General features: G+C 60.6%; 20 protein-coding genes. 10 read left to right on the top strand and 10 right to left on the bottom strand.

The window, feature by feature from the left end; genetic code table 11:
* Positions 1–12: 12 nt before the first annotated feature.
* The 4 genes from ACLH0H_RS16630 to cobA all read left to right on the top strand — a co-directional run bounded on the left by ACLH0H_RS16630 (position 13) and on the right by cobA (position 4,483).
* Positions 13–588 (top strand): ANTAR domain-containing response regulator, encoded by a 576-nt coding sequence (locus ACLH0H_RS16630; protein ID WP_411378829.1) that lies wholly within the window; start codon positions 13–15, stop codon positions 586–588.
* A gap of 243 nt (positions 589–831) precedes the next feature.
* The gene (locus ACLH0H_RS16625) at positions 832–2,043 is read left to right on the top strand and encodes a nitrate/nitrite transporter (protein ID WP_076949498.1); all 1,212 of its coding nucleotides are present in this window, start codon (positions 832–834) and stop codon (positions 2,041–2,043) included.
* Positions 2,043–3,713, top strand: coding sequence for a protein kinase domain-containing protein (locus tag ACLH0H_RS16620; RefSeq protein ID WP_411378828.1), 1,671 nt, complete (start codon positions 2,043–2,045; stop codon positions 3,711–3,713). Before ACLH0H_RS16625 ends, ACLH0H_RS16620 begins: the two co-directional genes overlap by 1 nt.
* 26 nt (positions 3,714–3,739) lie before the next feature.
* The gene (cobA, locus tag ACLH0H_RS16615; RefSeq protein ID WP_411378827.1) at positions 3,740–4,483 is read left to right on the top strand and encodes a uroporphyrinogen-III C-methyltransferase; all 744 of its coding nucleotides are present in this window, start codon (positions 3,740–3,742) and stop codon (positions 4,481–4,483) included.
* Positions 4,484–4,729: 246 nt separating this feature from the next.
* On the opposite strand, the gene ACLH0H_RS16610 is transcribed toward cobA, so the two are convergent.
* From ACLH0H_RS16610 to ppsA, 8 genes are all read right to left on the bottom strand, one after another.
* Positions 4,730–5,710 carry an OmpA family protein gene (locus ACLH0H_RS16610; RefSeq protein WP_411378826.1) on the bottom strand — a complete coding sequence of 327 codons (981 nt, stop codon included), beginning with the start codon at positions 5,708–5,710 and terminating at the stop codon, positions 4,730–4,732.
* 107 nt (positions 5,711–5,817) lie between these two features.
* Complete coding sequence (gene sigX / locus ACLH0H_RS16605) at positions 5,818–6,408, bottom strand: RNA polymerase sigma factor SigX (RefSeq protein ID WP_076949502.1); 591 nt, start codon at positions 6,406–6,408, stop codon at positions 5,818–5,820.
* A gap of 85 nt (positions 6,409–6,493) precedes the next feature.
* Positions 6,494–7,318 carry a mechanosensitive ion channel family protein gene (locus tag ACLH0H_RS16600; RefSeq protein ID WP_411378825.1) on the bottom strand — a complete coding sequence of 275 codons (825 nt, stop codon included), beginning with the start codon at positions 7,316–7,318 and terminating at the stop codon, positions 6,494–6,496.
* Between the two features lie 2 nt (positions 7,319–7,320).
* Positions 7,321–7,566 (bottom strand): hypothetical protein, encoded by a 246-nt coding sequence (locus ACLH0H_RS16595; RefSeq protein ID WP_025854229.1) that lies wholly within the window; start codon positions 7,564–7,566, stop codon positions 7,321–7,323.
* A gap of 86 nt (positions 7,567–7,652) precedes the next feature.
* A complete protein-coding gene (locus ACLH0H_RS16590; RefSeq protein WP_411378824.1) occupies positions 7,653–8,648 on the bottom strand; it encodes a zinc transporter ZntB in 996 nt (331 codons plus the stop codon).
* A 13-nt stretch (positions 8,649–8,661) separates the two neighbouring features.
* On the bottom strand, positions 8,662–9,153 hold the full coding sequence (gene rraA, locus ACLH0H_RS16585) for a ribonuclease E activity regulator RraA (protein WP_010208490.1): 492 nt from the start codon (positions 9,151–9,153) through the stop codon (positions 8,662–8,664).
* A gap of 188 nt (positions 9,154–9,341) precedes the next feature.
* The gene (locus ACLH0H_RS16580; RefSeq protein WP_411378823.1) at positions 9,342–10,331 is read right to left on the bottom strand and encodes an alpha/beta fold hydrolase; all 990 of its coding nucleotides are present in this window, start codon (positions 10,329–10,331) and stop codon (positions 9,342–9,344) included.
* 106 nt (positions 10,332–10,437) lie between these two features.
* Positions 10,438–12,813, bottom strand: coding sequence for a phosphoenolpyruvate synthase (ppsA, locus tag ACLH0H_RS16575; protein WP_411378822.1), 2,376 nt, complete (start codon positions 12,811–12,813; stop codon positions 10,438–10,440).
* A 178-nt stretch (positions 12,814–12,991) separates the two neighbouring features.
* On the opposite strand from ppsA, the gene ACLH0H_RS16570 reads away from it, so the two are divergent.
* Positions 12,992–13,810 carry a pyruvate, water dikinase regulatory protein gene (locus ACLH0H_RS16570; RefSeq protein ID WP_076949507.1) on the top strand — a complete coding sequence of 273 codons (819 nt, stop codon included), beginning with the start codon at positions 12,992–12,994 and terminating at the stop codon, positions 13,808–13,810.
* 109 nt (positions 13,811–13,919) lie between these two features.
* Here ACLH0H_RS16570 and ACLH0H_RS16565 read toward each other — a convergent pair whose 3' ends face one another.
* Positions 13,920–15,344 carry a PLP-dependent aminotransferase family protein gene (locus tag ACLH0H_RS16565; RefSeq protein ID WP_411378821.1) on the bottom strand — a complete coding sequence of 475 codons (1,425 nt, stop codon included), beginning with the start codon at positions 15,342–15,344 and terminating at the stop codon, positions 13,920–13,922.
* Positions 15,345–15,504: 160 nt separating this feature from the next.
* On the opposite strand from ACLH0H_RS16565, the gene ACLH0H_RS16560 reads away from it, so the two are divergent.
* From ACLH0H_RS16560 to ACLH0H_RS16540, 5 genes are read left to right on the top strand one after another with little or no spacing between them, the layout of a single operon-like run.
* Positions 15,505–16,398: a DMT family transporter gene (locus tag ACLH0H_RS16560; protein ID WP_186693456.1), complete on the top strand. Its 894-nt coding sequence runs from the start codon at positions 15,505–15,507 to the stop codon at positions 16,396–16,398.
* A 35-nt stretch (positions 16,399–16,433) separates the two neighbouring features.
* Positions 16,434–18,296: a molybdopterin-synthase adenylyltransferase MoeB gene (gene moeB / locus ACLH0H_RS16555; RefSeq protein WP_411378820.1), complete on the top strand. Its 1,863-nt coding sequence runs from the start codon at positions 16,434–16,436 to the stop codon at positions 18,294–18,296.
* A gap of 16 nt (positions 18,297–18,312) precedes the next feature.
* Positions 18,313–19,227, top strand: coding sequence for a PLP-dependent cysteine synthase family protein (locus ACLH0H_RS16550; protein WP_411378819.1), 915 nt, complete (start codon positions 18,313–18,315; stop codon positions 19,225–19,227).
* A 37-nt stretch (positions 19,228–19,264) separates the two neighbouring features.
* Entirely contained in the window at positions 19,265–20,257 is a 993-nt protein-coding gene (locus ACLH0H_RS16545; protein ID WP_076949512.1) for a serine O-acetyltransferase, read from the top strand.
* A gap of 2 nt (positions 20,258–20,259) precedes the next feature.
* Positions 20,260–20,988 (top strand): alanyl-tRNA editing protein, encoded by a 729-nt coding sequence (locus ACLH0H_RS16540; protein WP_411378818.1) that lies wholly within the window; start codon positions 20,260–20,262, stop codon positions 20,986–20,988.
* 156 nt (positions 20,989–21,144) lie between these two features.
* On the opposite strand, the gene prpD is transcribed toward ACLH0H_RS16540, so the two are convergent.
* Positions 21,145–22,629 (bottom strand): 2-methylcitrate dehydratase, encoded by a 1,485-nt coding sequence (gene prpD, locus ACLH0H_RS16535; RefSeq protein WP_411378817.1) that lies wholly within the window; start codon positions 22,627–22,629, stop codon positions 21,145–21,147.
* Between the last annotated feature and the right edge of the window lie 127 nt (positions 22,630–22,756).

Below are 22,756 nucleotides of genomic sequence, written 5' to 3'. Positions count from 1 at the left end.
AGGAGGACCTCCATGCTGCGAATCCTGCTGATCAATGACACCCCGCGCAAGGTCGGCCGCCTGCGCACGGCACTGGTCGAGGCGGGCTTTGAGGTGATCGATGAGTCCGGCTTGATCATTGACCTGCCCGCACGCGTCGAAACGGTGCGCCCGGACGTGATCCTGATCGATACCGAGTCACCGGGGCGCGATGTGATGGAGCAAGTGGTCCTGGTCAGCCGCGACCAACCCCGGCCCATCGTGATGTTCACCGATGAGCACGACCCGGACGTAATGCGCCAGGCGATCAAATCCGGGGTCAGCGCCTACATCGTCGAAGGCATCCAGGCCCAGCGCCTGCAACCGATCCTGGATGTGGCCATGGCCCGTTTCGAAAGCGACCAGGCCTTGCGCGCCCAGCTTCAGGCCCGAGACCAGCAACTGGCCGAGCGCAAGCGCATCGAGCTGGCCAAGGGCATGCTGATGAAGATGAAAGTCTGCAACGAAGAAGAGGCCTACACCCTGATGCGCCGCCAGGCCATGAGCCGCCAGCAGAAACTGATTCAGGTGGCGGAGCAGATTATCGCCATGAGCGAATTGCTCGGCTGATGATCGTTCCCACGCTCCCGCGTGGGAATGCCGCCTCGGACGCTCCGCGTCCCGCCCTCCACGTTATTGGCTCAGCTTTTGCTAAGTAAACATCACAGGTAGCCAACGGCGGTTGCCCCTCCACGACAAAGACGTCGCACACCCGGTTTGCCCTCGCGAACCCGGTGGCGGCGTTTTTTCGTTTTGGCCCCAGTCAGTGGGGCCCCAGGCCTTCTTACAAGACCCCAACCGTTGAGGTGCGTGATGAAATCAAGCTTCTGGAAATCCGGGCACACCCCGACCCTGTTTGCCGCGTTCCTGTATTTCGACCTGAGCTTCATGGTCTGGTACCTGCTGGGCCCGCTGGCGATACAAATCGCCGCCGATCTGCACCTGACCACTCAGCAGCGCGGGTTGATGGTGGCGACGCCTATCCTCGCCGGTGCGATATTGCGCTTCCTGATGGGCATGCTGGCCGACAAGCTGTCGCCCAAGACCGCTGGGCTGATCGGCCAGGTGATCGTGATTTGCGCGCTGTTCGGCGCCTGGAAACTGGGGATTCACACTTACGAGCAAGCCTTGCTGCTGGGCCTGTTCCTCGGCATGGCCGGCGCATCGTTTGCCGTCGCGCTGCCGTTGGCCTCCCAGTGGTATCCGGCTGAACACCAGGGCAAGGCGATGGGCATCGCCGGCGCGGGGAACTCCGGCACTGTGTTCGCCGCGTTGCTGGCGCCTGTATTGGCGGCCGCATTCGGTTGGAGCAACGTGTTCGGCTTTGCGCTGATCCCGCTGGTGCTGACCCTGATCGTGTTTGCCTGGCTGGCGCGCAATGCCCCTGAACGGCCAAAAGCCAAATCCATGGCCGACTATTTCAAAGCCTTGGGCGACCGTGACAGCTGGTGGTTCATGCTCTTCTACAGCGTGACCTTCGGCGGCTTCATCGGCTTGGCGAGCGCCCTGCCCGGTTACTTCAACGACCAGTACGGCCTGAGCCCGGTGACCGCCGGTTATTACACCGCCGCCTGTGTGTTCGGCGGCAGCCTGATGCGTCCCCTGGGCGGCGCGCTGGCGGACCGCTTTGGTGGGATCCGTACCTTGCTGGGCATGTACAGCGTGGCAGCGATCTGCATCGCGGCGGTGGGTTTCAACCTGCCGAGTTCATACGCCGCGCTGGCCTTGTTCGTCTGCACCATGCTCGGCCTGGGTGCCGGCAATGGCGCGGTATTCCAACTGGTGCCCCAGCGTTTCCGTCGCGAAATCGGCGTGATGACCGGCCTGATCGGCATGGCCGGCGGTATTGGCGGCTTCGCCCTGGCGGCGGGTATGGGCGCGATCAAGCAAAGCACCGGCAGCTATCAAATGGCGCTCTGGCTGTTTGCCAGCCTTTGCGTGCTGGCCTGGTTCGGCCTGCATGGCGTGAAGCGTCGCTGGAGAACCACCTGGGGCTCGGCTGCCGTGACGGCTGCGCGGGTCTGATGAGCCTGCAACTGAGCGTCGCCCAGGCCAGCGCCATCGGCCCGCGCACGGAAAACCAGGACGCGCTGCGGGTCGTCACCCCCGTGGCCGAACTGGCGGCGAGCAAAGGTTACCTGTGCGCCATGGCGGACGGCGTGAGCCAGTGCGCCGACGGTGGCCTGGCTGCGCGCTCGACCTTGCAGGCCCTGGCCCTGGACTACTACGCCACGCCGCAAACCTGGGGCGTGGCCCAGGCCCTGGAACGTTTGCTGCTGGCACAAAATCGCTGGCTGCAGGCCAATGGCGGTGGTCAACCGTTGCTCACTACCCTTAGCGCGCTGGTGTTTCGTGGCCAGCGTTTTACCCTGGCGCATGTCGGCGATTGCCGCGCTTATCGCTGGTTCGACGACCAATTGCAGCGCATCAGTGAAGACCACGTGTGGGAGCAACCGGGCATGCAGCATGTGCTCAAGCGCGCCCTCGGCCTGGACCAGCACCTGGTGGTGGATTTTCTCGATGGCCAATTGCGCGAAGGCGAATGTTTTCTGCTGCTCAGTGACGGTGTGTGGGCGACCCTTGGCGACCGCAGTATCCGTGGGATTTTGCGCGAACAAACGGACTTGGCGCTGGCGGTCAACACGCTGGTAAGCGCCGCACACCTGGCCGGCAGCCAGGACAATGCAAGCGCCCTGCTCATACGCGTCGACACCCTCGGCGCCGCCACGCTCGGCGATGCGTTGGTGCAACTGCAACAATGGCCCTTGCCACCGCTGCTCAAAGCCGGGCAGCACTTTGAAGGCTGGCAGGTGGAAAGCGTTCTGGCGCAAAGCCGGCAATCGTTACTGTACCGGGTGCGGGACGCCCAGCAGCAACCCTGGCTGCTGAAAACCCTGCCGTTGAGCCACGACGACGACCGCGAAGCCGGCCAGGCATTGCTGTCGGAGGAATGGTTTCTACGCCGGGTTGCCGGGCGGGCGTTTCCTGAAGTGCATGTGGGCAGCGGTCGCCAGCATTTGTACTACGTGATGCGTGAGTATGCAGGCCAGACCCTGGCCGAACTGTTCGAGCGTGAAGGTCCGTTGTCCCTGGCGCAATGGCAGTCGGTGGCCGAACGCTTGCTAAGGGCGGTGGGCATGCTGCATCGGCGGCAGATTCTGCACCGCGATATCAAGCCGGAAAACCTGTTGCTGGGCGACGATGGCGAATTGCGGGTGCTGGATTTCGGCCTGGCGTACTGCCCAGGCCTGTCGCAGGACCACGATCATGAGCTGCCGGGCACACCAAGTTTTATCGCACCCGAGGCGTTCAATGGCGACCGTCCTACGGCCCAGCAGGATTTATACAGCGTCGGCGTCACCCTGTATTACCTGCTGACAGGGCATTTCCCCTACGGTGAAATCGAGGCTTTCCAACGGCCAAGGTTCACCCAACCTGTCAGCGCCAGCCGTTATCGCCCCGATCTGCCGGACTGGCTGCCCCTCAGCCTGGAGCGCGCCTTGGCCGCCCAGCCTGGGCATCGCTATGAGACCGCCGAAGAATGGCTGCTTGTGCTTGAACAGGCTGACCGGCAGGAGCTGAGCGTGCGCCCCAGGCCACTGCTGGAGCGTGAACCCCTGAAGGTCTGGCGCGCGCTGGGGCTGTTCTCGATGCTGATCAACCTGGTGCTGTTGTACTCACTTTTTCACAGCTGACGTCATCCCTGGACGAGGAAAAACCCATGAACGCAAAAGTCTGGCTGGTAGGCGCAGGCCCCGGCGACCCGGAGCTGCTGACCCTCAAGGCTGTACGCGCCCTGCACGAAGCCGACGTGGTGCTGATCGACGACCTGGTCAACCCGGCAGTGCTGGAACACTGCGTTGAAGCGCGGGTGATCACCGTGGGTAAACGCGGCGGCTGTCGCTCGACCCCGCAGGATTTTATCCACCGCTTGATGCTGCGTTATGCGCGCCAGGGCAAGTGCGTGGTGCGCCTCAAAGGCGGAGATCCATGCATTTTCGGGCGTGGTGGCGAAGAGGCCATGTGGTTGCGCGAACGGGGCGTCGAGGTGGAGTTGGTCAACGGGATTACGGCGGGGCTGGCAGGGGCTACTAATTGCGCTGTGCCGCTGACCCTGCGCGGGGTAAGTCGTGGCGTGACGCTGGTCACGGCGCATACCCAGGACGACAGCAGCCTGAATTGGCGCGCCCTGGCAGAGGGCGGGACCACCCTGGTGGTGTATATGGGCGTGGCGAAACTGGAGGAAATTCGCCAGCAATTGCTGGACGGAGGGATGGCAGCGGACATGCCGGTGGCGATGATCGAAAATGCATCGCTGCCCCAGCAGAGGGAATGCCGTAGCGAGCTGTCGCGCCTGTACGAAGATGCGCAGGCGTTTGCCTTGAAAAGCCCGGCCATCCTGGTGATCGGCCGCGTCGCCGCACCTGGACAGGTCGCCTGCCTGGCGCAAGCCGCGAGCGCCTGAGGCACAGCGACTTTCACAGGCTGCCCAGGCGGCGTTCCCACGCTCCGCGTGGGAACGCCGCCTGGGACGCTTCGCGTCCCGCCATGGGTACAGGTGACGCAGAGCGTCACGGGATGCATTACCACGCGGAGCGTGGGAACGATCGATCGGCGCAATGCCACACACCAATCAATGCATGCACCTTGAGGCAAATTACAGACGAAAAAAAGCCCGGCCTGAGCCGGGCTTTTTTCTACTACTCAGTTATTACTGAGCTTGAGCTTCAACCGACGCTTCTACGCGACGGTTAACAGCACGACCAGCTTCAGTTGCGTTGTCAGCAACTGGGCGGGATTCGCCGTAACCTACAGCAGTTACACGGCTAGGAGCCACGCCGTCTTTAACCAGGACTTGCTTAACAGCGTCAGCACGACGCTGGGACAGCTTCTGGTTGTAAGCGTCTGGACCTACGGAGTCAGTGTGACCAGCCACTTCTACGTTGGTGGACGGGTACTGAGCCATGAAGTCGGCCAGGTTTTTCACGTCGCCGTAGCTGTTAGGCTTAACAACGGCCTTGTCGAAGTCGAACTTAACGTCCAGCTCAACACGTACAACCTGAGCAACTGGAGCTTCTGGCTCTGGAGTTGGCTCTGGAGCTGGTGCTGGGGTAGGAGCTGGAGCAGCTGCGCCAGCGTTACCGCCGAAGTTCACGCCCAGGCCGACCAGTGCGGAGTAGTCCCACTTGCCGTTGTCCAGACCGTAGTCAGCTTCAACACCGGCACGAGCGTACAGGTTGTTGGTGAAGTAGTACTTCACGCCAGTACCGACGGTAGCGAAGGTAGTGTGGTCGCGACCGCTGTGGCCGTCAGCCAGCACGTTGGTACGGCTCTGGTGACCGAAACCGCCTTCTACGTATGGACGCAGGCTGTCTACGCCAGCTTGACCGAAGTGATACTGGGCAACGAGGCTGCCGGTATCGCCTTTGATCTTCTGGTTACCAGTACCGTCGTTCGAACGGGTGTGGTTGGTTTTGTCGTAGGACAGGTTCAAGGACAGGTCGTCGGTCAGGAAGTAACCGATGCGAGCGCCAGGATTGAAGCCGTCTTCGATGTGCTTGACGCTATCGTTGTACTGCTTCTTGTAGAACAGCTCGCCTTCAACTGCGCCTTGGCCTTGTGCCAGAACGCCGAAAGAAGTAGCGGCAATAAGAGAACCAATGGCCAAGCCCAAGGTGTTTTTCAGTTTCATCCGTTAAATCCCCATCTGGTGATTGTAAAGCAGTCCCACAAACCGGGGGACAACTCGGCGACAAGTCTAACAGAACTTGCCTACACGTAAGAGATATTTGCCACGCACTAAGTTTCAGTCTCGCCCGCAAATTTCTCACGTAATTTATCTAGAGCACGCTTGTAGCGCATTTTTGTAGCACTCAAACCCATGTGCATGATGTCAGCGATTTCCTGAAATTCCAGCTCTGCGACAAAACGTAGCACCAGAATCTCGCGGTCAATCGGGTTCACATACACCAGCCAGCGATCGAGCCCGCCCTTGTCCTCGGGTGCCGGCGCCTTTTCTTCAGACGCCTCCTCAAGGGGGTCCAGACTCAAAGCATCCATCAAGCGACGCTTTCGCCGTTCCTTGCGATACTGCGTGATGCACTCGTTGTACGTGATGCTGTAGAGCCAGGTCTTGAACTTCGATTTGCCCTCGAAGTTCTTCAGGCCGTACAACACCTTGAGCATCACTTCCTGACAGACATCGTCCGCATCTCTATCGTTCCCTAAATACCTTGAACAAACGTTGAACAGAGTGCGTTGATACCTGCGCATCAATTCTTCGTACGCGCGAGTGACGTGAAACAGCTCCGTGTGTGCGCGCGCGACCAACTCCTCATCAGAGAGCTCACGGGGGTCATAGCGCGTGGACAGCGTTTGGGCTTTATTCAAAACAAGTCGTGCCGACAGTCAGGTCAATGTCCGCCACAGCCCGGTCAGCCGGGCTCGCGGCGGCGTACATTAGCAGGGTGCCGGGTTAGCGGCTACTGACCTGCTGCTCGAGGAGAATCCGATTGGACAGCGACACCAGCTCGCCGTCATCGGTCAGCACCGTCGTCTTGACCGTGCCGATCTCCTCGATTTGCCCTTCGACCTCGCCCACACGCACCTGCTGGCCCACCTGGTACAACTCACGCACATAGATTCCCGCAAGAATCTGACCGGCAATTTCCCGGCTTCCCAAGCCCATGGCCAGCGCAACTGCCAGACCAACGGTAATCAAAACGATCACAATCACATGGTTGAGCAGGTCAGTCTTGACCTCCAACTGGCTGATCGCGACCGAAATACTGATGATAATGACCAGCCCCTGGGCAATACGTCCCAGGCCGGCGGCATAGTCCAGCCCCACGCCTTCGGCGGCGCCACGCACCAGGCCATTGGCCAGTTGCGCCAGCAAAACACCTACCAGCAGTACCAGCGCGCCGCCGAAAACTTTCGGCAAATACAGCGCCAGCATGTCGAGCGTAGCTGAAACTCGCTCAAGTCCAAGGGATTGAGCCGCCGAAACCAGGAAAATCAGCAAAACAAACCAGTAGACGATCTTGCCGATCAATGTCGAGATCGGCACTTGCAGCCCGACCCGCCCCAGCAGTTTGGTCAGGCCGGTGCCTGCCATCAAACGGTCAAGGCCCAGCTTGGCCAGCAATTTGGACAGCAGGGTGTCGAGCAGCTTGGCCACGACAAAGCCCAGCAGCACCAGTACCAGGGCACCAAACAGGTTGGGGATGAAATTCGCCACCTTGGTCCACAATGCGGTCATCGCGGTGACCAGGCTCTGGGTCCAGAGATCAAGTTCCATATTCAATCAGCCTTATCAGCAGTGCGAGCAAGAGGTTTACGACGCGAAACAGGCGATACGTGGGCTGAACCGTTGTTCAGGGCCATCATCAGCGCCGGCACCCAGCGGCCGAGCAGACCGAACAGGTCTCCCGCCCCCACCTGACGGTTGGCGGTTTTCAATACGCGGCCCAGGCACGCATCGTCGTCGCGGTTGGACGGCGAAGCATTGAGCATGTCACGCAAAGACTGTTCGAACGGATCGTGCATAAAGACCTCTCGCAAGTGATTTAAAAGACGAGGGTAAAATTCTTCGGGTCACATGGTGCCCTTCCTACGTTCAGCTCATATTCAGCTCAAACCCAGCGCAATCGTCGAAACAGCCACCATTGTCCAAGCGCCACCGAGACCATCAACAGACACGCAATCATGAATCCATAGGGGCTGGCGGAGAACGGAATGCCACCCACATTTATACCCAGCAGACCGGTGAGAAAGCTCATCGGCAGGAAGATCCCGGTGATGATCCCGAAGCGGTACATGGTGCGGTTCATGCGCACGCTCAAGCGCCGGTCTTCGGCCTCAAGCACAAGCCCCACGCGCTCTCGGGTCAGTTCGAGCTCTTCCAGGTAGCGGGTCAGGCTGTTGTTCAATTCGTTCCAGTAGTCGGCATCGTCGTCACAGAACCAGGGCAATTTGATGCGCGTGAGTTGGGCAAAAATATCGCGCTGCGGGGCGAGGAATCGCTTCAGCCCGGCCGCTCGTCGACGGATCTGCAGAATGCTGCCGTGTTCCGGAGTGTACCGTTCGTCGGTATCGAGTTTTTCTTCTTCGGCGTCGACGATTTCAGACAGGTCGGAGACCAGATCCTGCACTTTATTGGTCAGGTACTGCGCCATATAAAGGATGAGTTCAGACGCGGTTTTGGGCCCCTTGCCGTCTGCCAGTTGCACCAGCAACTCATCGGTGGCGCGCAACGGGCGCAACCGCAGGGAGATCACACGGCTGGCCGCGGCGAAGATGCGCACGGAAACCATGTCTTCCGGTTCTGCTCCCGGGTTGAGGTTGACCCCGCGCAGAAACAGCAGCAACTGCGACTCCGGCAACGGCAACAGACGCGGCCGGGTGTTCTCCTCCAGCAACAGGTCGCAGGCGAACTCGCTCAACCCGCTGGATTTGCGCAACCAGGTCTGGGTTTGCGGGTGGCTGCGATCCCAATGCAGCCAAAGGCTCTCATGGGGTTGCAGTTGCAATTCATCGAGTTCAGTCCGGGCAATCGAACGCGCGCCGCCTTTACCGTCCAGCACCAGGGCATGCACCAGCCCCCATTGCGCGTTTTCTTCCTCGAACATCCTCACCCCTGTCTTATTCAGGCATTTTCAACGGGCTTGGCGAGACGATCACGCCATTGTTGTCGGCGTAGATGTACTCACCTGGCCGGAACGTCACGCCGGCAAAGGTGACCACTACGTTCAGGTCGCCGATACCCCGTTTGTCGGTTTTCATTGGGTGGCTGGCCAGGGCCTGCACCCCCAGGTCGGTCTGGGCGATCACGTCGACGTCACGGATGCAGCCGTAGATCACCAGCCCTTCCCAACCGTTTTTCGCGGCTTTCTCGGCGATCATGTCACCCAGCAGCGCGCGGCGCAGGGAGCCACCGCCGTCGACCACCAGCACTTTGCCGGCGCCAGGCTGGTCGGCCTGCTCCTTGACCAGGGAATTATCTTCGAAGCATTTGATGGTGACGATTTCGCCACCGAAGGAATCCCGGCCGCCGAAATTGCTGAACATCGGCTCCAGCACCTGCACAAGATCCGGGTAGGCGTCGCACAGGTCGGGGGTCACGTAATGGTTCATTGAAAAATTCCTTTCTGTCAAAGAGGTGTCTTTCGAAAGAAGCGCCCGCCAGGGCAGGTGCGAAACATCCCATCCGCTGCGCCGCAACGCAAGAGCGACGAAGCGACTGAATATGACCAGAAGCGTTTAACGCGTCATAGCTTAGCCGCAACCACACAGGAGCGAAACGCCCCTGGTAGAGCGCTGCCTCAAACCCTGGCCAACACCTCGGCCGGCGTGCCGAACAGCGGTGTGAGCGGATCTTTGAGCCACTGCGCCACCAATGGCCACACCTCAGCCTGGGCAGCTTTGCTGACGAGCATTTCAACGTGCCCGAAATCCCCGGTGAAGCCCTGTTGGCGACCCAGGCACAGGTATTGGCGATGGGCGGAACCCACCTGCTCGAACAATTTGCGACACGCCCAGTCGGGGTCTTGATGATCGCCGGCGGCACTGACGGCCAACAGCGGTACCTCGACCTCTGCCAAGCCCTTCCACCAATCATGCTTACCTTCGCCAAAGCGGCCAAAGAGGCCATTCCAGCGCATCGCTTCGATCAACACGCCTGCCGGTTCGTCCTCCGGGCCGCGCTTGAAACGCGAGCCGGACAGCTCGCCGAAACGTTTCAACAGCAAGCGCCCCGTCCATTCCACCGGTGGCAGTTTCAACGGCCAATGGGTGCGGCTAACCTGACAGCCAAACAGCGCCACGGAAGCCACCGCCGGCGCGCCGAGGTGCCGCCCACCCAGGGCTGCGGCCAAACTTATGCCGCCCAGGGAATGGCCGATCCAGTGTGGAACCTGCGCACTTTGTTCGCGCACAAACGCGCCAATGGCCGGCAAATCATAACGAGCATAATCGGCCACACGGTTGCGGACGTAGTCATGATTACGCTTGGACAGGCCATGACCGCGCATTTCCGGGATCCATACATCAAACCCCAGGCGCGCCAGGTAAGCCCCCAGGCCGATGCCCTTGGGTGAGTACCAGAAGCGCCGATTGGAAAAGCTGCCATGCAACAGGATAACCGGGATGCCGCGGTTTTCCGGCACATCGGCCAGGCCCAGACGGGTAACCGCCAGCTCGACGGTGCCGTCGGGGCTGTTGCCGGGTTTGAGGCGGTACACATCTTCACTCAGGTCGCCACGACGTTCAGCGCTGATCAGGGCGACGGGAAACAGGTTGCTGCTGCTTTGCATAATGCTCTTGCACAAAAAAGGGCGGCGTCCGCGAGGATTCCCGCCCTGTACAGATAAGAATGCCGGCCACCCTCAATGGGTGGCCGGCACTTTTGACGTAGCGGCTTTACGCGGACGCTTGGCCTTCCGCCAGGAAGAACCAGGTTTCCAGCACGGAATCGGGGTTCAGCGAGACGCTTTCGATGCCCTGTTCCATCAGCCATTTGGCCAGGTCCGGGTGATCGGAAGGGCCTTGGCCACAGATACCGATGTACTTGCCGGCCTTGTTACAGGCCTGGATGGCGTTGGCCAGCAGCTTCTTGACCGCCGGATTTCGCTCGTCGAACAGGTGCGCGATGATCCCTGAGTCGCGGTCCAGGCCCAGGGTCAGCTGGGTCAGGTCGTTGGAGCCGATGGAGAAACCGTCGAAGAACTCCAGGAACTCTTCGGCCAGGATCGCGTTGGACGGCAATTCGCACATCATGATGACGCGCAGACCGTTTTCGCCACGGGACAGGCCGTTTTCCGCCAGCAGGTCGACGACCTGGCTCGCTTCGCCCAGGGTGCGCACGAACGGCACCATGATCTCGACGTTGGTCAGGCCCATCTCGTTGCGCACGCGCTTGAGGGCGCGGCACTCGAGTTCGAAGCAGTCACGGAACGCTTCGCTGATGTAGCGCGAGGCGCCACGGAAGCCCAGCATCGGGTTTTCTTCTTCCGGCTCGTAGAGCTTGCCGCCGATCAGGTTGGCGTATTCGTTGGACTTGAAGTCCGACAGGCGCACGATGACCTTTTTCGGGTAGAACGCCGCCGCCAGGGTGCTGATGCCTTCCACCAGCTTCTCCACGTAGAAGCCCACCGGGTCGTTGTAGCCGGCGATGCGCTTATCGACGCTTTCCTTGATGTCCAGCGGCAGGCCGTCGTAGTTCAACAGGGCCTTGGGGTGCACCCCGATCATGCGGTTGATGATGAACTCCAGGCGGGCCAGGCCCACGCCGGCGTTCGGCAACTGTGCGAAGTCAAAGGCGCGGTCCGGGTTGCCGACGTTCATCATGATCTTGAACGGCAGGTCGGGCATCGCGTCGATGGAGTTTTGCTTGATGTCGAAGCCCAGCTCACCTTCAAAGATGAAACCGGTATCACCTTCGGCGCAGGACACCGTCACGCCCTGGCCGTCCTTGAGCAGTTGGGTGGCATTGCCGCAGCCCACCACCGCAGGAATCCCCAGTTCACGGGCGATGATCGCCGCGTGGCAGGTACGCCCGCCACGGTTGGTGACGATGGCGCTGGCGCGTTTCATCACCGGCTCCCAGTCCGGGTCGGTCATGTCGGAAACCAGTACGTCGCCTGGCTGGACCTTGTCCATTTCCGACACGTCCTTGATGATCCGCACCTTGCCCGCGCCGATGCGCTGGCCGATGGCACGGCCTTCCACCAGCACGGTACCGGTCTCTTTCAGCAGGTAGCGTTCCATGACGTTGGCCGAGGTGCGGCTTTTAACCGTCTCCGGACGGGCCTGCACGATGTACAGCTTGCCGTCGTCACCGTCCTTGGCCCATTCGATGTCCATCGGGCACTTGTAGTGCTTTTCGATGATCATCGCTTGCTTGGCCAGTTCGCTGACTTCCGCGTCGCTCAGGCAGAAACGCGCGCGCTCGGCCTTGTCGACCTCGACGGTCTTGACCGAGCGACCGGCCTTGGCCTCGTCGCCGTAGATCATCTTGATCGCCTTGCTGCCCAGGTTGCGGCGCAGGATGGCCGGGCGGCCGGCTTCAAGGGTGTGCTTGTGGACGTAGAATTCGTCCGGGTTGACCGCGCCTTGTACGACGGTTTCGCCTAAGCCGTAGGCGCCGGTGATAAACACCACGTCACGGAATCCCGATTCGGTGTCGAGGGTGAACATCACGCCGGCGGTGCCGGTTTCCGAACGCACCATGCGCTGCACACCGGCGGACAGGGCCACCAGCTTGTGGTCGAACCCTTGGTGTACGCGGTAGGAAATCGCGCGGTCATTGAACAGCGAGGCGAATACTTCCTTGGCCGCGCGGATCACGTTTTCCACGCCGCGGATGTTCAGGAAGGTTTCTTGCTGGCCGGCGAAGGAGGCGTCCGGCAAGTCTTCGGCGGTGGCCGAGGAACGCACGGCGACCGCCATGTCCGGGTTGCCGGCCGACAGGGTTGCGAAGGCGGTACGGATTTCTGCGTTGAGCTTTTCGGGGAACTCGGCTTCCATGATCCATTGACGGATCTGGGCGCCGGTTTTGGCCAGGGCATTGACGTCATCGACGTCCAGGGCATCCAGCGCAGCGTGGATCTGGTCGTTGAGGCCGCTCAGCTCGAGGAAGTCACGGTAAGCCTGGGCCGTGGTGGCGAAACCACCGGGCACCGACACACCAGCGCCTGCAAGATTACTGATCATCTCGCCGAGGGATGCGTTCTTGCCCCCTACGTGCTCTACATCATGGACGCCGAGCTTATCGAGGGAAACTACGTACTCTACCAAGGTGATCTCTCCACTTTCTATGTTGGAAAAGCTCAGGACGCCGGCTGCTCAGTAGGAGCTTACGCCAGCGCTTGTGGCCTGGACCTGGAAAATAAGTGAGAATGCGGCCCACTGCGGGACGGCAAAATCGCGCCTATCATATCCAAGATTCGCCATCAGCTTAAGGCCCAGGGCTCAAATGAAACGATCTGCTTTCTTTATCTCCGACGGCACCGGCATCACAGCCGAAACATTGGGTCAAAGCCTGCTCGCGCAGTTCGAAAACATTACTTTCGCCAAATTCACGCGGCCCTATATCGACAGCGTGGATAAAGCGCGGGCCATGGTACAACAAATCAATCTAGCGGCTGAAAAAGACGGCTTCCGGCCGATCATTTTCGACACCATCGTCAACCAGGACATTCGTGAGATTCTCGCAACCTCGAATGGTTTCATGATTGATATCTTCTCGACCTTCCTGGCGCCGCTGGAACAAGAGTTGAGCGAGCACTCCTCGTATTCGGTCGGGAAGTCCCATTCCATCGGCCACAACTCCAATTATATGGAGCGTATCGAGGCGGTGAACTTCGCCCTCGACAACGACGACGGCGCCCGCACCCACTACTACGACAAGGCCGACCTGATCCTGGTGGGCGTGTCCCGCTGCGGCAAGACCCCGACGTGCCTGTACATGGCCATGCAATTCGGCATCCGCGCGGCCAACTACCCGCTGACCGAAGACGACATGGAGCACCTGACGCTGCCCGCCGCCCTGCGCGCGCACTCCAACAAGCTGTTCGGCCTGACCATCGACCCCGACCGGCTGACCGCGATCCGTAACGAACGCAAGCCCAACAGCCGCTACTCCAGCTATGCGCAGTGTGAGTTCGAAGTACGAGAAGTAGAAAATCTATTCCGTCGCGAGAATATTGCGCACATTAATTCCACGCATTTTTCGGTGGAAGAGATTTCGGCGAAGATTTTGGTGGAGAAAGGGGTCGAGCGCAGGTTCAAGTAGTTGTGTTGTTAGAACTGGCCCCATCGCAGGCAAGCCAGCTCCCACACTTGAGGGTGTTCACAAATCAAATGTGGGAGCTGGCTTGCCTGCGATGAACGATAACGCGGTCTCACAAGTGAAACCGCCCCCCGCCCTGCCCCAGCGCCGTCGCCAGCGCATCAAACCCCGCCCGCAATAGCTGATCATCCCCCGAGGTGTTGCAGATACTTGCCCGAATAAACTGCGGCACCGCCGTCTGCCCCACGGCGAACGCCTCGGCGGTGGCGATCAGGTAGTTGTTCTGCTTGAGCTCCGCCTCTATTTCCGACGCACGCCACGGCTCCGGCACTTCGATCCAGAAATGCGGGCTGTTGGGATGGGTGCGGTATGCCAGGCCGGCCAGGAGGTCGCGCACCAAGTCTTTGCGGCGGCTGATCTCGTTGATCTGCTGGCGCAGCAGGTATTGCGCCGTGCCGTTTTCGATCCACTGCGTGGCCAACTCAAGGGTGACCGGCGTGGCCATCCAGCAGGTCGAACGCAAGGCCGCCGATATGCGGCTGACCAGCGCCGGCGGCGCATGCACATAGCCCACACGCAGACCGGCCGACACCGCTTTGCTCAGGCTGCTGATCAAAATCGTACGCTCAGGGGCGAAATGGCTAAGGGGCGGCGGCCGGTCTTCGACCAATACACCGTGGGCTTCGTCTTCAAGAATCAGCAGGTTGTGTTCGCGGCACACTTTGGCCAACGCTTCGCGCCGTGCCACCGAGAGCACCGCCGTCGTCGGGTTCTGGATGGTCGGCGTGCAATACAGCGCTGAAATACGGTGATTACGACAGACTTCGTCCAACGCACCCGGCAGCAAGCCTTCCTCGTCCATTTCCAGGCCGATCAGCCGGATACCCAGCATGCGCGCGGCGGTAATCAACCCGGGATACGTCAACTGTTCAGTGACCACCGTATCGCCCGCCCGCAACAGCGCCATCATCGAGCACAGCAAACCATGCTGTCCGCCATTGACGCAGATGACTTGCTCGGGGATCGGATGAAAATCACGCTGCACCAGCCATTGCGCGCCGGCTTCACGGTAGCGCGGCAGGCCGGCGTCCGGGGTGTAGGCGCTGATGTCCTGGAGGAACTTGGCGTTGCTCGACAGGGTTTGGAAGCTCTGGGCCAGAAACACCGTCTCCTGCCCCGGAATATGCATGTTGCGGCTCATGTCGAAGTACTGGCGCGGCTCTTCGCTGAAGTTGCGAAACCCTTCATCACGCTGGCGCTCCATCCCACGCTTGCGCACGAACGTGCCGTCACCTACCCGAGCCACAACCAGCCCCAAGCGTTCCAGCTCTCCGTAGGCTCGACTGATAGTGCCGATGGTGACGCCAAGATTGTCGGAAAGCACCCGATGGGGCGGCAGTTTTCGTCCCGGTTCAATCAAGCCCTCAAGGATGCCCCGTTCCATGACATCGGACAGGCGCTTGTACTTCACGCCCTGCCCGCTGGACAACCCCTCACGCATAATTGACACCATGTCAATATTTGTTTTGACAGTCATCTTTGGCCCTAATAGTGTGCTTTTACGGGTTCAATCGCCGAATTTTACAACTCATTACAAGCTCAATATAGAGTTCAATTCAGGCCCAGGGAAGCAATAAACGATGCCAATGTCCGCCGTTCTCGAAAATTCAGCCAAGACAAAAACTCAAAAACAGTGGCTGGCCGGCCTGGTTACCAGCGTGATGTTCCTGATCGTTTGCCTGAGCTGGGGCACCACCTGGCTGGGGATCAAGATTGCCGTGGAGAGCGTGCCGCCGCTGACGTCCGCCGGCCTGCGCTTCCTGATCGCCTTTCCGCTGTTCCTGTGTTTTGCGATGGTGCGTCGCGAGCCAATCCTGTTTCCGCGTGAGAGTCGCTGGTTCTTCGTGTTCGTGACCCTGTCCTACTTCAGCGTTCCCTATTACCTGCTCAACTACGGCGAGATGCATGTCTCGTCCGGTCTTACCGCCCTGCTGTTCAGTTGCATGCCGGTATTCATCCTGATTTTTTCCGCGCTGTTCCTGCGCGAACGCATCTACTTTTCCCAGGTGGTCGGTATCGGTATCGGTTTCGGCAGCCTCTACATGATCATCAAGAGCCAGGGCCTGCACCTGGACCATGCCGAGTTCTTCGGTGTATTGGCGATCCTGACGGCCGCGATCATGCATGCCCTGTGCTACGTGATCACCAAGCAGAAAGGCAGCGCCATCAGCGTGATCACCTACAACACTCTGCCCATCGGCATCGCCGGTTTGATGCTGTTCGTCGCCGGGCTGTGGTTCGAAGCCCCCACCTTCGCAGATATCACCCTGCGCTCCTGGAGCGCACTGGTCTACCTGGGGCTGGTGGCCTCGGTGGGCGGGTTCATCGTGTATTTCATGCTGCTCAAGCGTTTGAGCCCGATCATCCTGTCGTTCGTGTTCATCATCTTCCCGGTGTTCGCGGTGATCATTGGAGCCTGGTACGAAGGCCTATCGATTTCCCGCGACCTGATGCTGTACTCGGCCATCCTGCTGGCCGGTTTTGCGATCACCAAGTTGCCGGTTGAAAAACTCCTGGCCAAGAAAAATTGACCCTTCCGACTATCCAACAGCAACGCGAGAGAAACATGGACGTGCTCCGCCCTACCGCCCTGGAACAGATCTACACCCACGCCAGCCGCAGTTACCCCGAGGAATGCTGTGGTTTCGTCTTCGCCGACGGCAGTGTGTACCTGGGCAGCAATATCCAGAATGAGCTGCACCGCAAGAACCCGCAGATGTACCCGCGCAGCGCGGCCAACGGCTACACCTTCTCGGTGGCCGACACCCTGCTGCTGAACAAGGCGTTTCGCAGCGACAACCCGGTGGTGGTGATCTACCACTCCCATCCGGATGTCGGTGCTTACTTCAGCGACGAAGACCAGGACAAGGCGCTGTTCATGGGCGAACCGATCTACCCCGTCAGCTACCTGGTCGTCGACGTCCGCCAGGGCCAGGCCCTCGGCGCCAAGCTGTTTGCCTGGGATGGCAAGCATTTCGCCCTTAAACCTTTCAACGACCTGCACACGGAGTTGTCCATGAACGCTGTTTCTTTCCCCGACATTCTGGTTCGTGTGGCCAAGCTGCCGGAATCGACCCTCGAGGGCGCCGGATCGACATTGCGCGAAGTCATTGAAAACCTCTGCACCGGCCACCCGCAACTGCGCCCGCATCTGTTCCACGAACACAACAACCAGCTCAAGGAACACTTCCTGTTTACCGCCGGGGAAGAGCTGGTTGATGCCGATGAACCACTGGCGGAAAACGCCCGGATCGAAGTGCTGCTGGCCACGTCTGGCGGCATGGATGTCGACAGCCTGAGCAATGAAGAAGTACAGCGCTACGTGCGCCACATCACCCTGCCGGGCGTCGGTCGCGAAGGCCAGTTGAACCTGAAGAAAGCCAAGGTGCTGATCATCGGCACCGGCGGCCTGGGGTCGCCGATCAGCCTCTACCTGGCGGCGGCCGGCATTGGCACCCTGGGGCTGGTGGACTTCGATGTGGTGGAAAGCAGCAACCTGCAACGCCAGATCGTGCATGGCAACAGCACGTTGGGCATGCCGAAAGTCGAATCCGCCAAACGGCGACTGCAAGACCTCAACCGCCATATCCAGATCAACGCCCACAACACGGCATTAAATGCCGACAACGCCCTGGAACTGGTGGGCGCCTACGACCTGGTGATCGATGGCACCGACAATTTCGCCACTCGCTACCTGGTCAACGATGCCTGCGTGCAACAGGGCAAGCCCCTGGTGTACGGCGCCATCTACCGCTTCGATGGGCAGATCAGCGTGCTCAACTATAAAGGTGGCCCGTGCTACCGGTGCCTGTTCCCCAGCGCGCCGCCCGCCGAACTGGCACCCAACTGCAGCGCCGGTGGCGTGATCGGCGTGTTGCCCGGCGTGGTCGGGATGATCCAGGCGACCGAAGCCATCAAGCTGTTGATCGGCATCGGCGAACCGTTGTCCGGCCGCCTGATGCGCTTCGATGCGCTGGCCATGAAGTTCAGCGAGATCCGCTTCAAGCGTCGCGCCGATTGCCCGTGCTGTTCGGACTTGCGCCACAGCGAAGCCCCCGGGCCCGCGGTCTGCGCGGATGCCCTGCCCGCCCAACCGTCCCTGGCCGAAGAGCGCTACATCAAGCCACGAGTACTCAAGCAGGTACTTGAACACCCAAGCAGCGCCGACGTGCTGCTGGACGTGCGCGACGCCAGCGAACTGGAGGTGTGCAAGTTGCCGGGCGTGGTGCATATCCCCCTGGCCGAACTGGACGGGCAACTTGACCGCCTCTGCCGGGACAACACTCACTACCTGATCTGCTACGCCGGGACCCGCGCCGAGCAGGCCGCCAGCACCTTGCTGGCGGCCGGTTTCGCCAACACCAAAGTCCTGCAGGGCGGCATGAAGCATTGGGTTCGCGACGTCGAACCCGACATGCCGTTGTATTGAGCCGAGGATTCAAGTGATGTTGCATAACTCCATTCTCGACGTAATCGGCCACACGCCTATCGTGCGCCTGGCGCAGTTTTCAGAAGACCTCGGCATTGAGGTCTACGCCAAGCTGGAATCGCTCAACCCCGGCGGCAGCCACAAGGCGCGCATCGCCTTGGGCATGATCCTCGATGCCGAGCGCCGTGGCGTGCTGATCCGTGATTCCGGGCAAACCATCATCGAGCCCAGCGGCGGTAACACCGGCATCGGCCTGGTGATGGCCGGCAATGTGCTGGGCTACAAGGTCGTGCTGGTGATCCCCGACAACTACAGCCCGGAAAAACAGAAGCTGCTGCGCCTGTACGGCGCCAAGGTGGTGCTGTCGGACAGCCGCCTGGGCAATAATTCCCACGGCGAAAAGTGCATGGAACTGCAGCTGGAAAACCCCAGCTACGTGATGCTCAACCAACAACGCAACGGCGCCAACCCACAGACCCATCGCGATACCACCGCGCCGGAAATCCTGCGCGATTTCGGTGCTTTGCGCGCTGACTACTTCGTCAGCGGCATCGGCACCGGCGGACACATCACCGGCATCGGCGAAACCCTCAAGGCCGCCTGGCCGCATTTGCGCGTGATGGGCGTGGAGCCGGAAGAATGCGACCTGCTCAAGGACCAGCACGCGCCGCATCATATCCAGGGCCTGTCGATCGGCCTGATCCCGAGCATCCTGAACCTGGCGGTGATCGACGGCATGCTCAAGGTTTCACGCCAGGACTGCATCGACATGATGAAACGCATCATGCGTACCGACGCCATCAGCCTGGGACTGTCTTCCGCCGCCAACATGGCGGCCATCGCCCAACTCGCCCCCGAACTGCCGCCCGAAACGGTGGTGCTGACCATGGTTTACGACAATGCCGACAGCTACCTGCCCAGTTTCGAATAACCGGTTTTCCAACCATCCAGAACGCGGGGGTGCCTCCATGGGCGGCTTTATCGACATGCAACAGCTGCACGATGAGTTGCTTACCCACCTCATCAAGACCCTCACGCCTGAACAAATGAAACAGTTGGAACCGCACCTCGCATCGCTGATCCAGAATGCCGCCCAGGCGGTGGCCGAGGACCTGATCGCCTATGCCTACCGCGATCCGGCCTCCCGCGGGCGCGGCGAACTGATCCTGGAGTCCTATGCTTCGTTCAAGGCGGTGCTGTATTACCGCCTGGCGCATCAGGTGTGGCATTTTCCGGACCAGACCAACGGCGTGTTTTCTCGCATCGCCCTCAAGCTCAGCAACCAGGGCAAGGTGCTGTCCGGCGCCGAGATCCATCCGGCGGCGCGTATCGGTCGGCGCTTCGTCCTCGACCACGGCTACGGCACGGTGATCGGCGAAACCTGCGAGATCGGCAACGACTGCTACATCCTCTGCGGCGTCACCCTGGGCGCCCGCGGCATCGCCAACAACCCCGATGGCAAGCGCCACCCGCGCCTGGGCAACAACGTCGAGGTCGGCTCCGGGGCTCGCGTGCTGGGCTATGTGCTGATTGGCGACAACGTGTTTATCAGCCCCTCGTGCGTGATTACCCAAGACGTGCCCGCCGGCACCAAAGTGAAGGTGGTGAACCAGATCCAGCTGCAAAAAAATGATGAGTCGGACAGCAGCAATTACCTCGGTGCCTTCGCCCTGGACGAGCGGCTGCACGTGGTTGGCGAGATCAATGCCAGCCACAAGGTCACGGTGCTGGACGCCGACTTCCACCCTCTGCAAGGGCTGATGCTGGAACCGACGGCGAAAGAGCGTCACCACCTGCAATTTCGCCTGCACCGTGTCGAGTCGGGTCACCACTTGCCGCGCCTGCCGCTGAACCTGAAAGTCTGCGGCCCGGAATTTGAAATCACCCTGCTCTCTCCCCCTGGCTTGAGCGCAATGGTGCGCTCCCTGCTGCAAGCCAGCCCACTGATCGTCGGAGGTTGAACATGTCTGTGCATACCATGGAAACCCTGGCGCTGTTCGACAGCGCGCCCTACCAGAATGCCTTCAGCGCCCGGGTGATTGCCGTCAGCGAACACGGCGTGGCCCTGGAGCACACGCTGTTCTATCCCACCGGCGGCGGGCAACCGGGCGATACCGGGCACCTCACATTGGCCGACGGTACGCGCGTCGGCGTGACCGGCACGGTGCGCGACCCGGTGCTGCGCTCGATCATCTGGCACCAGGTGGAACACTGTCCCGAGCAGTTGAAGGCTGGGGTGCAAGTGGACGCCAGCCTCGACTGGGACCGGCGCTACCAGCACATGAAAATGCACACCTGCCTGCACCTGCTGTGCTCGATCATCGACGCACCGGTTACGGGATGCAGCATCAGCGCCGACAAAGGCCGCCTGGATTTCGACCTGCCGGAAATGACCCTGGATAAAGACAGCATCACTCGCGATCTCAATGCGCTGATCGAACAGGCGCACGCGGTGAAAACCTTGTCGATGCCAGCGTCGGAATACGCCACCTTGCTGCAGATCACACGCACCCAGGCGGTGGCGCCGCCGGTGGTTCAAGGCTCGGTGCGGGTGATTGAAATCGCCGGTATTGATATCCAGCCGTGTGGGGGTACCCATGTGATCAATACCGAGGAAATCGGCCGGGTGTTCTGCGAGAAGATCGAGAAGAAGAGCAAGCATAACCGCCGGGTGATTTTGCGGTTTGAGTGAGCCTTGCAGGTACTGACAATGAAGATCCAATGTGGGAGCGGGCTTGCTCGCGAAGGCGGTGGGTCAGTTGATAAATGTATTGACTGACACTACGCCTTCGCGAGCAAGCCCGCTCCCACATTGATTGGGTTTTCCCACATCAATAGGTGGTGCCAGTCAGATGACGAACAGGTCCATGAACCGATTCACGGGCGTGGCCTCAAGCCGTGCCTGGTCCTTACACAACGCAAAAATCTGCTCACTGCGCTGCGCGGTAAACCGCGTCGCCAGGTTGGCCTTGAACTTGTCTTCGAGCAACGCAATACCCTCCACTCTGCGGCGGCGATGGCCAATCGGGTATTCCACCGCCACCTGCTCGGTACAGCTGCCGTCCGCGAAGAACACCTGCACTGCGTTGGCGATGGAGCGTTTGTCGGCCTCCAGGTATTCGCGGCTGTAGCGTGGGTCTTCGACGATGACCATTTTATCGCGCAATTGATCGATGATCGGGTGCGCCGCATGGAATTCATCTTCGTACTGCTCCGCCACCAGGTTGCCGAACGCAAGCGGCACGGCGGTCATGTATTGCAGGCAGTGGTCGCGGTCTGCCGCGTTGGCCAATGGGCCGACCTTGGAAATGATGCGAATCGCCGACTCATGGGTGGTGATGACGATGCGCTCGATTTCATGCAGGCGACCTTTTACCAACGGGTGCAACGTCACCGCCGCTTCGCAGGCGGTTTGCGCGTGGAACTCGGCAGGGAAGCTGATCTTGAACAGCACGTTTTCCATCACATAAGTGCCGTAGGGCTGGGACAGGCTGAACGCGCGCTGGTCCTGCGGCTTGAGCGCCAGATCGTTGTTGGTGTGGCTGAACAGCACATCGTAAAAGCCCCACTGCGGCGCGCTCAGCACACCCGGAATGCCCATCTCGCCGCGTAGCGCGATATCCGCCAGGCGCACGCCCCGGCTCGACGCATCCCCCGCCGCCCAGGATTTGCGCGAACCGGCATTCGGCGCGTGCCGATAGGTGCGTAATGCCTGGCCATCGACAAACGCATGGGACAAGGCCGCGAGCAGCTGTTCACGGTTGGCGCCCATCAACTTGGCGGTAACGGCGGTGGAGGCCACCTTGACCAGCAGCACATGGTCGAGGCCGACGCGGTTGAACGAATTTTCCAGGGCAAGCACACCCTGGATTTCGTGGGCCATGATCATCGCGTCCAGCACCGTGCGTACCGTCAGCGGCGCTTCGCCATGGGCGACGCGCTTTTGCGACAGGTGATCGGCCACCGCGAGGATGCCGCCGAGGTTATCCGAGGGATGACCCCATTCGGCGGCGAGCCAGGTGTCGTTGTAGTCGAGCCAACGCACGATGCAGCCGATGTCCCACGCCGCCTTGACCGGGTCCAACCGAAAGGAGGTACCCGGCACCCGCGCGCCGAACGGCACCACCGTGCCCTCGACAAGCGGCCCCAGGTGCTTGGTGCACTCGGGAAAGCGCAGGGCAAGCAGGCCACAACCGAGGGTATCCATCAGGCAGTTGCGGGCGGTGTCGAGTGCGGCCTGGGAATCGATGCGGTAAGTGAGGACGTAGTCAGCAATGTCTTGCAGGACCTGGTCGTAGTCGGGGCGGTTGTTGAGGTCGACGTTGGCGCTCATGGTGGTACTCCAAAAAATGGGTTGGGGTTGTTCCATCCTCAGGGTCAGGGTTGATCGCCGCAGGTCTGATGGCCTGCTTATAAGTTGTGCACTCCGCTGTTTCCCTGTGGGAGCGGGCTTGCTCGCG

Source organism: Pseudomonas sp. MPB26 (assembly GCF_046605355.1).
Classification (GTDB): domain Bacteria; phylum Pseudomonadota; class Gammaproteobacteria; order Pseudomonadales; family Pseudomonadaceae; genus Aquipseudomonas; species Aquipseudomonas cedrina.
The sequence above is the reverse complement of the archived record's forward strand: the minus strand, read 5'-3'. Positions and strand labels throughout refer to the sequence as shown.

Coding starts and splice junctions, on each gene's coding strand:
- ACLH0H_RS16630 (WP_411378829.1), top strand. CDS start 13: ATGCTGCGAATCCTGCTGATCAATGACACCCCGCGCAAGGTCGGCCGC.
- ACLH0H_RS16625 (WP_076949498.1), top strand. CDS start 832: ATGAAATCAAGCTTCTGGAAATCCGGGCACACCCCGACCCTGTTTGCC.
- ACLH0H_RS16620 (WP_411378828.1), top strand. CDS start 2,043: ATGAGCCTGCAACTGAGCGTCGCCCAGGCCAGCGCCATCGGCCCGCGC.
- cobA (WP_411378827.1), top strand. CDS start 3,740: ATGAACGCAAAAGTCTGGCTGGTAGGCGCAGGCCCCGGCGACCCGGAG.
- ACLH0H_RS16610 (WP_411378826.1), bottom strand. CDS start 5,710: ATGAAACTGAAAAACACCTTGGGCTTGGCCATTGGTTCTCTTATTGCC.
- ACLH0H_RS16600 (WP_411378825.1), bottom strand. CDS start 7,318: ATGGAACTTGATCTCTGGACCCAGAGCCTGGTCACCGCGATGACCGCA.
- ACLH0H_RS16595 (WP_025854229.1), bottom strand. CDS start 7,566: ATGCACGATCCGTTCGAACAGTCTTTGCGTGACATGCTCAATGCTTCG.
- ACLH0H_RS16590 (WP_411378824.1), bottom strand. CDS start 8,648: ATGTTCGAGGAAGAAAACGCGCAATGGGGGCTGGTGCATGCCCTGGTG.
- rraA (WP_010208490.1), bottom strand. CDS start 9,153: ATGAACCATTACGTGACCCCCGACCTGTGCGACGCCTACCCGGATCTT.
- ACLH0H_RS16580 (WP_411378823.1), bottom strand. CDS start 10,331: ATGCAAAGCAGCAGCAACCTGTTTCCCGTCGCCCTGATCAGCGCTGAA.
- ACLH0H_RS16570 (WP_076949507.1), top strand. CDS start 12,992: ATGAAACGATCTGCTTTCTTTATCTCCGACGGCACCGGCATCACAGCC.
- ACLH0H_RS16565 (WP_411378821.1), bottom strand. CDS start 15,344: ATGACTGTCAAAACAAATATTGACATGGTGTCAATTATGCGTGAGGGG.
- moeB (WP_411378820.1), top strand. CDS start 16,434: ATGGACGTGCTCCGCCCTACCGCCCTGGAACAGATCTACACCCACGCC.
- ACLH0H_RS16550 (WP_411378819.1), top strand. CDS start 18,313: ATGTTGCATAACTCCATTCTCGACGTAATCGGCCACACGCCTATCGTG.
- ACLH0H_RS16545 (WP_076949512.1), top strand. CDS start 19,265: ATGGGCGGCTTTATCGACATGCAACAGCTGCACGATGAGTTGCTTACC.
- ACLH0H_RS16540 (WP_411378818.1), top strand. CDS start 20,260: ATGTCTGTGCATACCATGGAAACCCTGGCGCTGTTCGACAGCGCGCCC.
- prpD (WP_411378817.1), bottom strand. CDS start 22,629: ATGAGCGCCAACGTCGACCTCAACAACCGCCCCGACTACGACCAGGTC.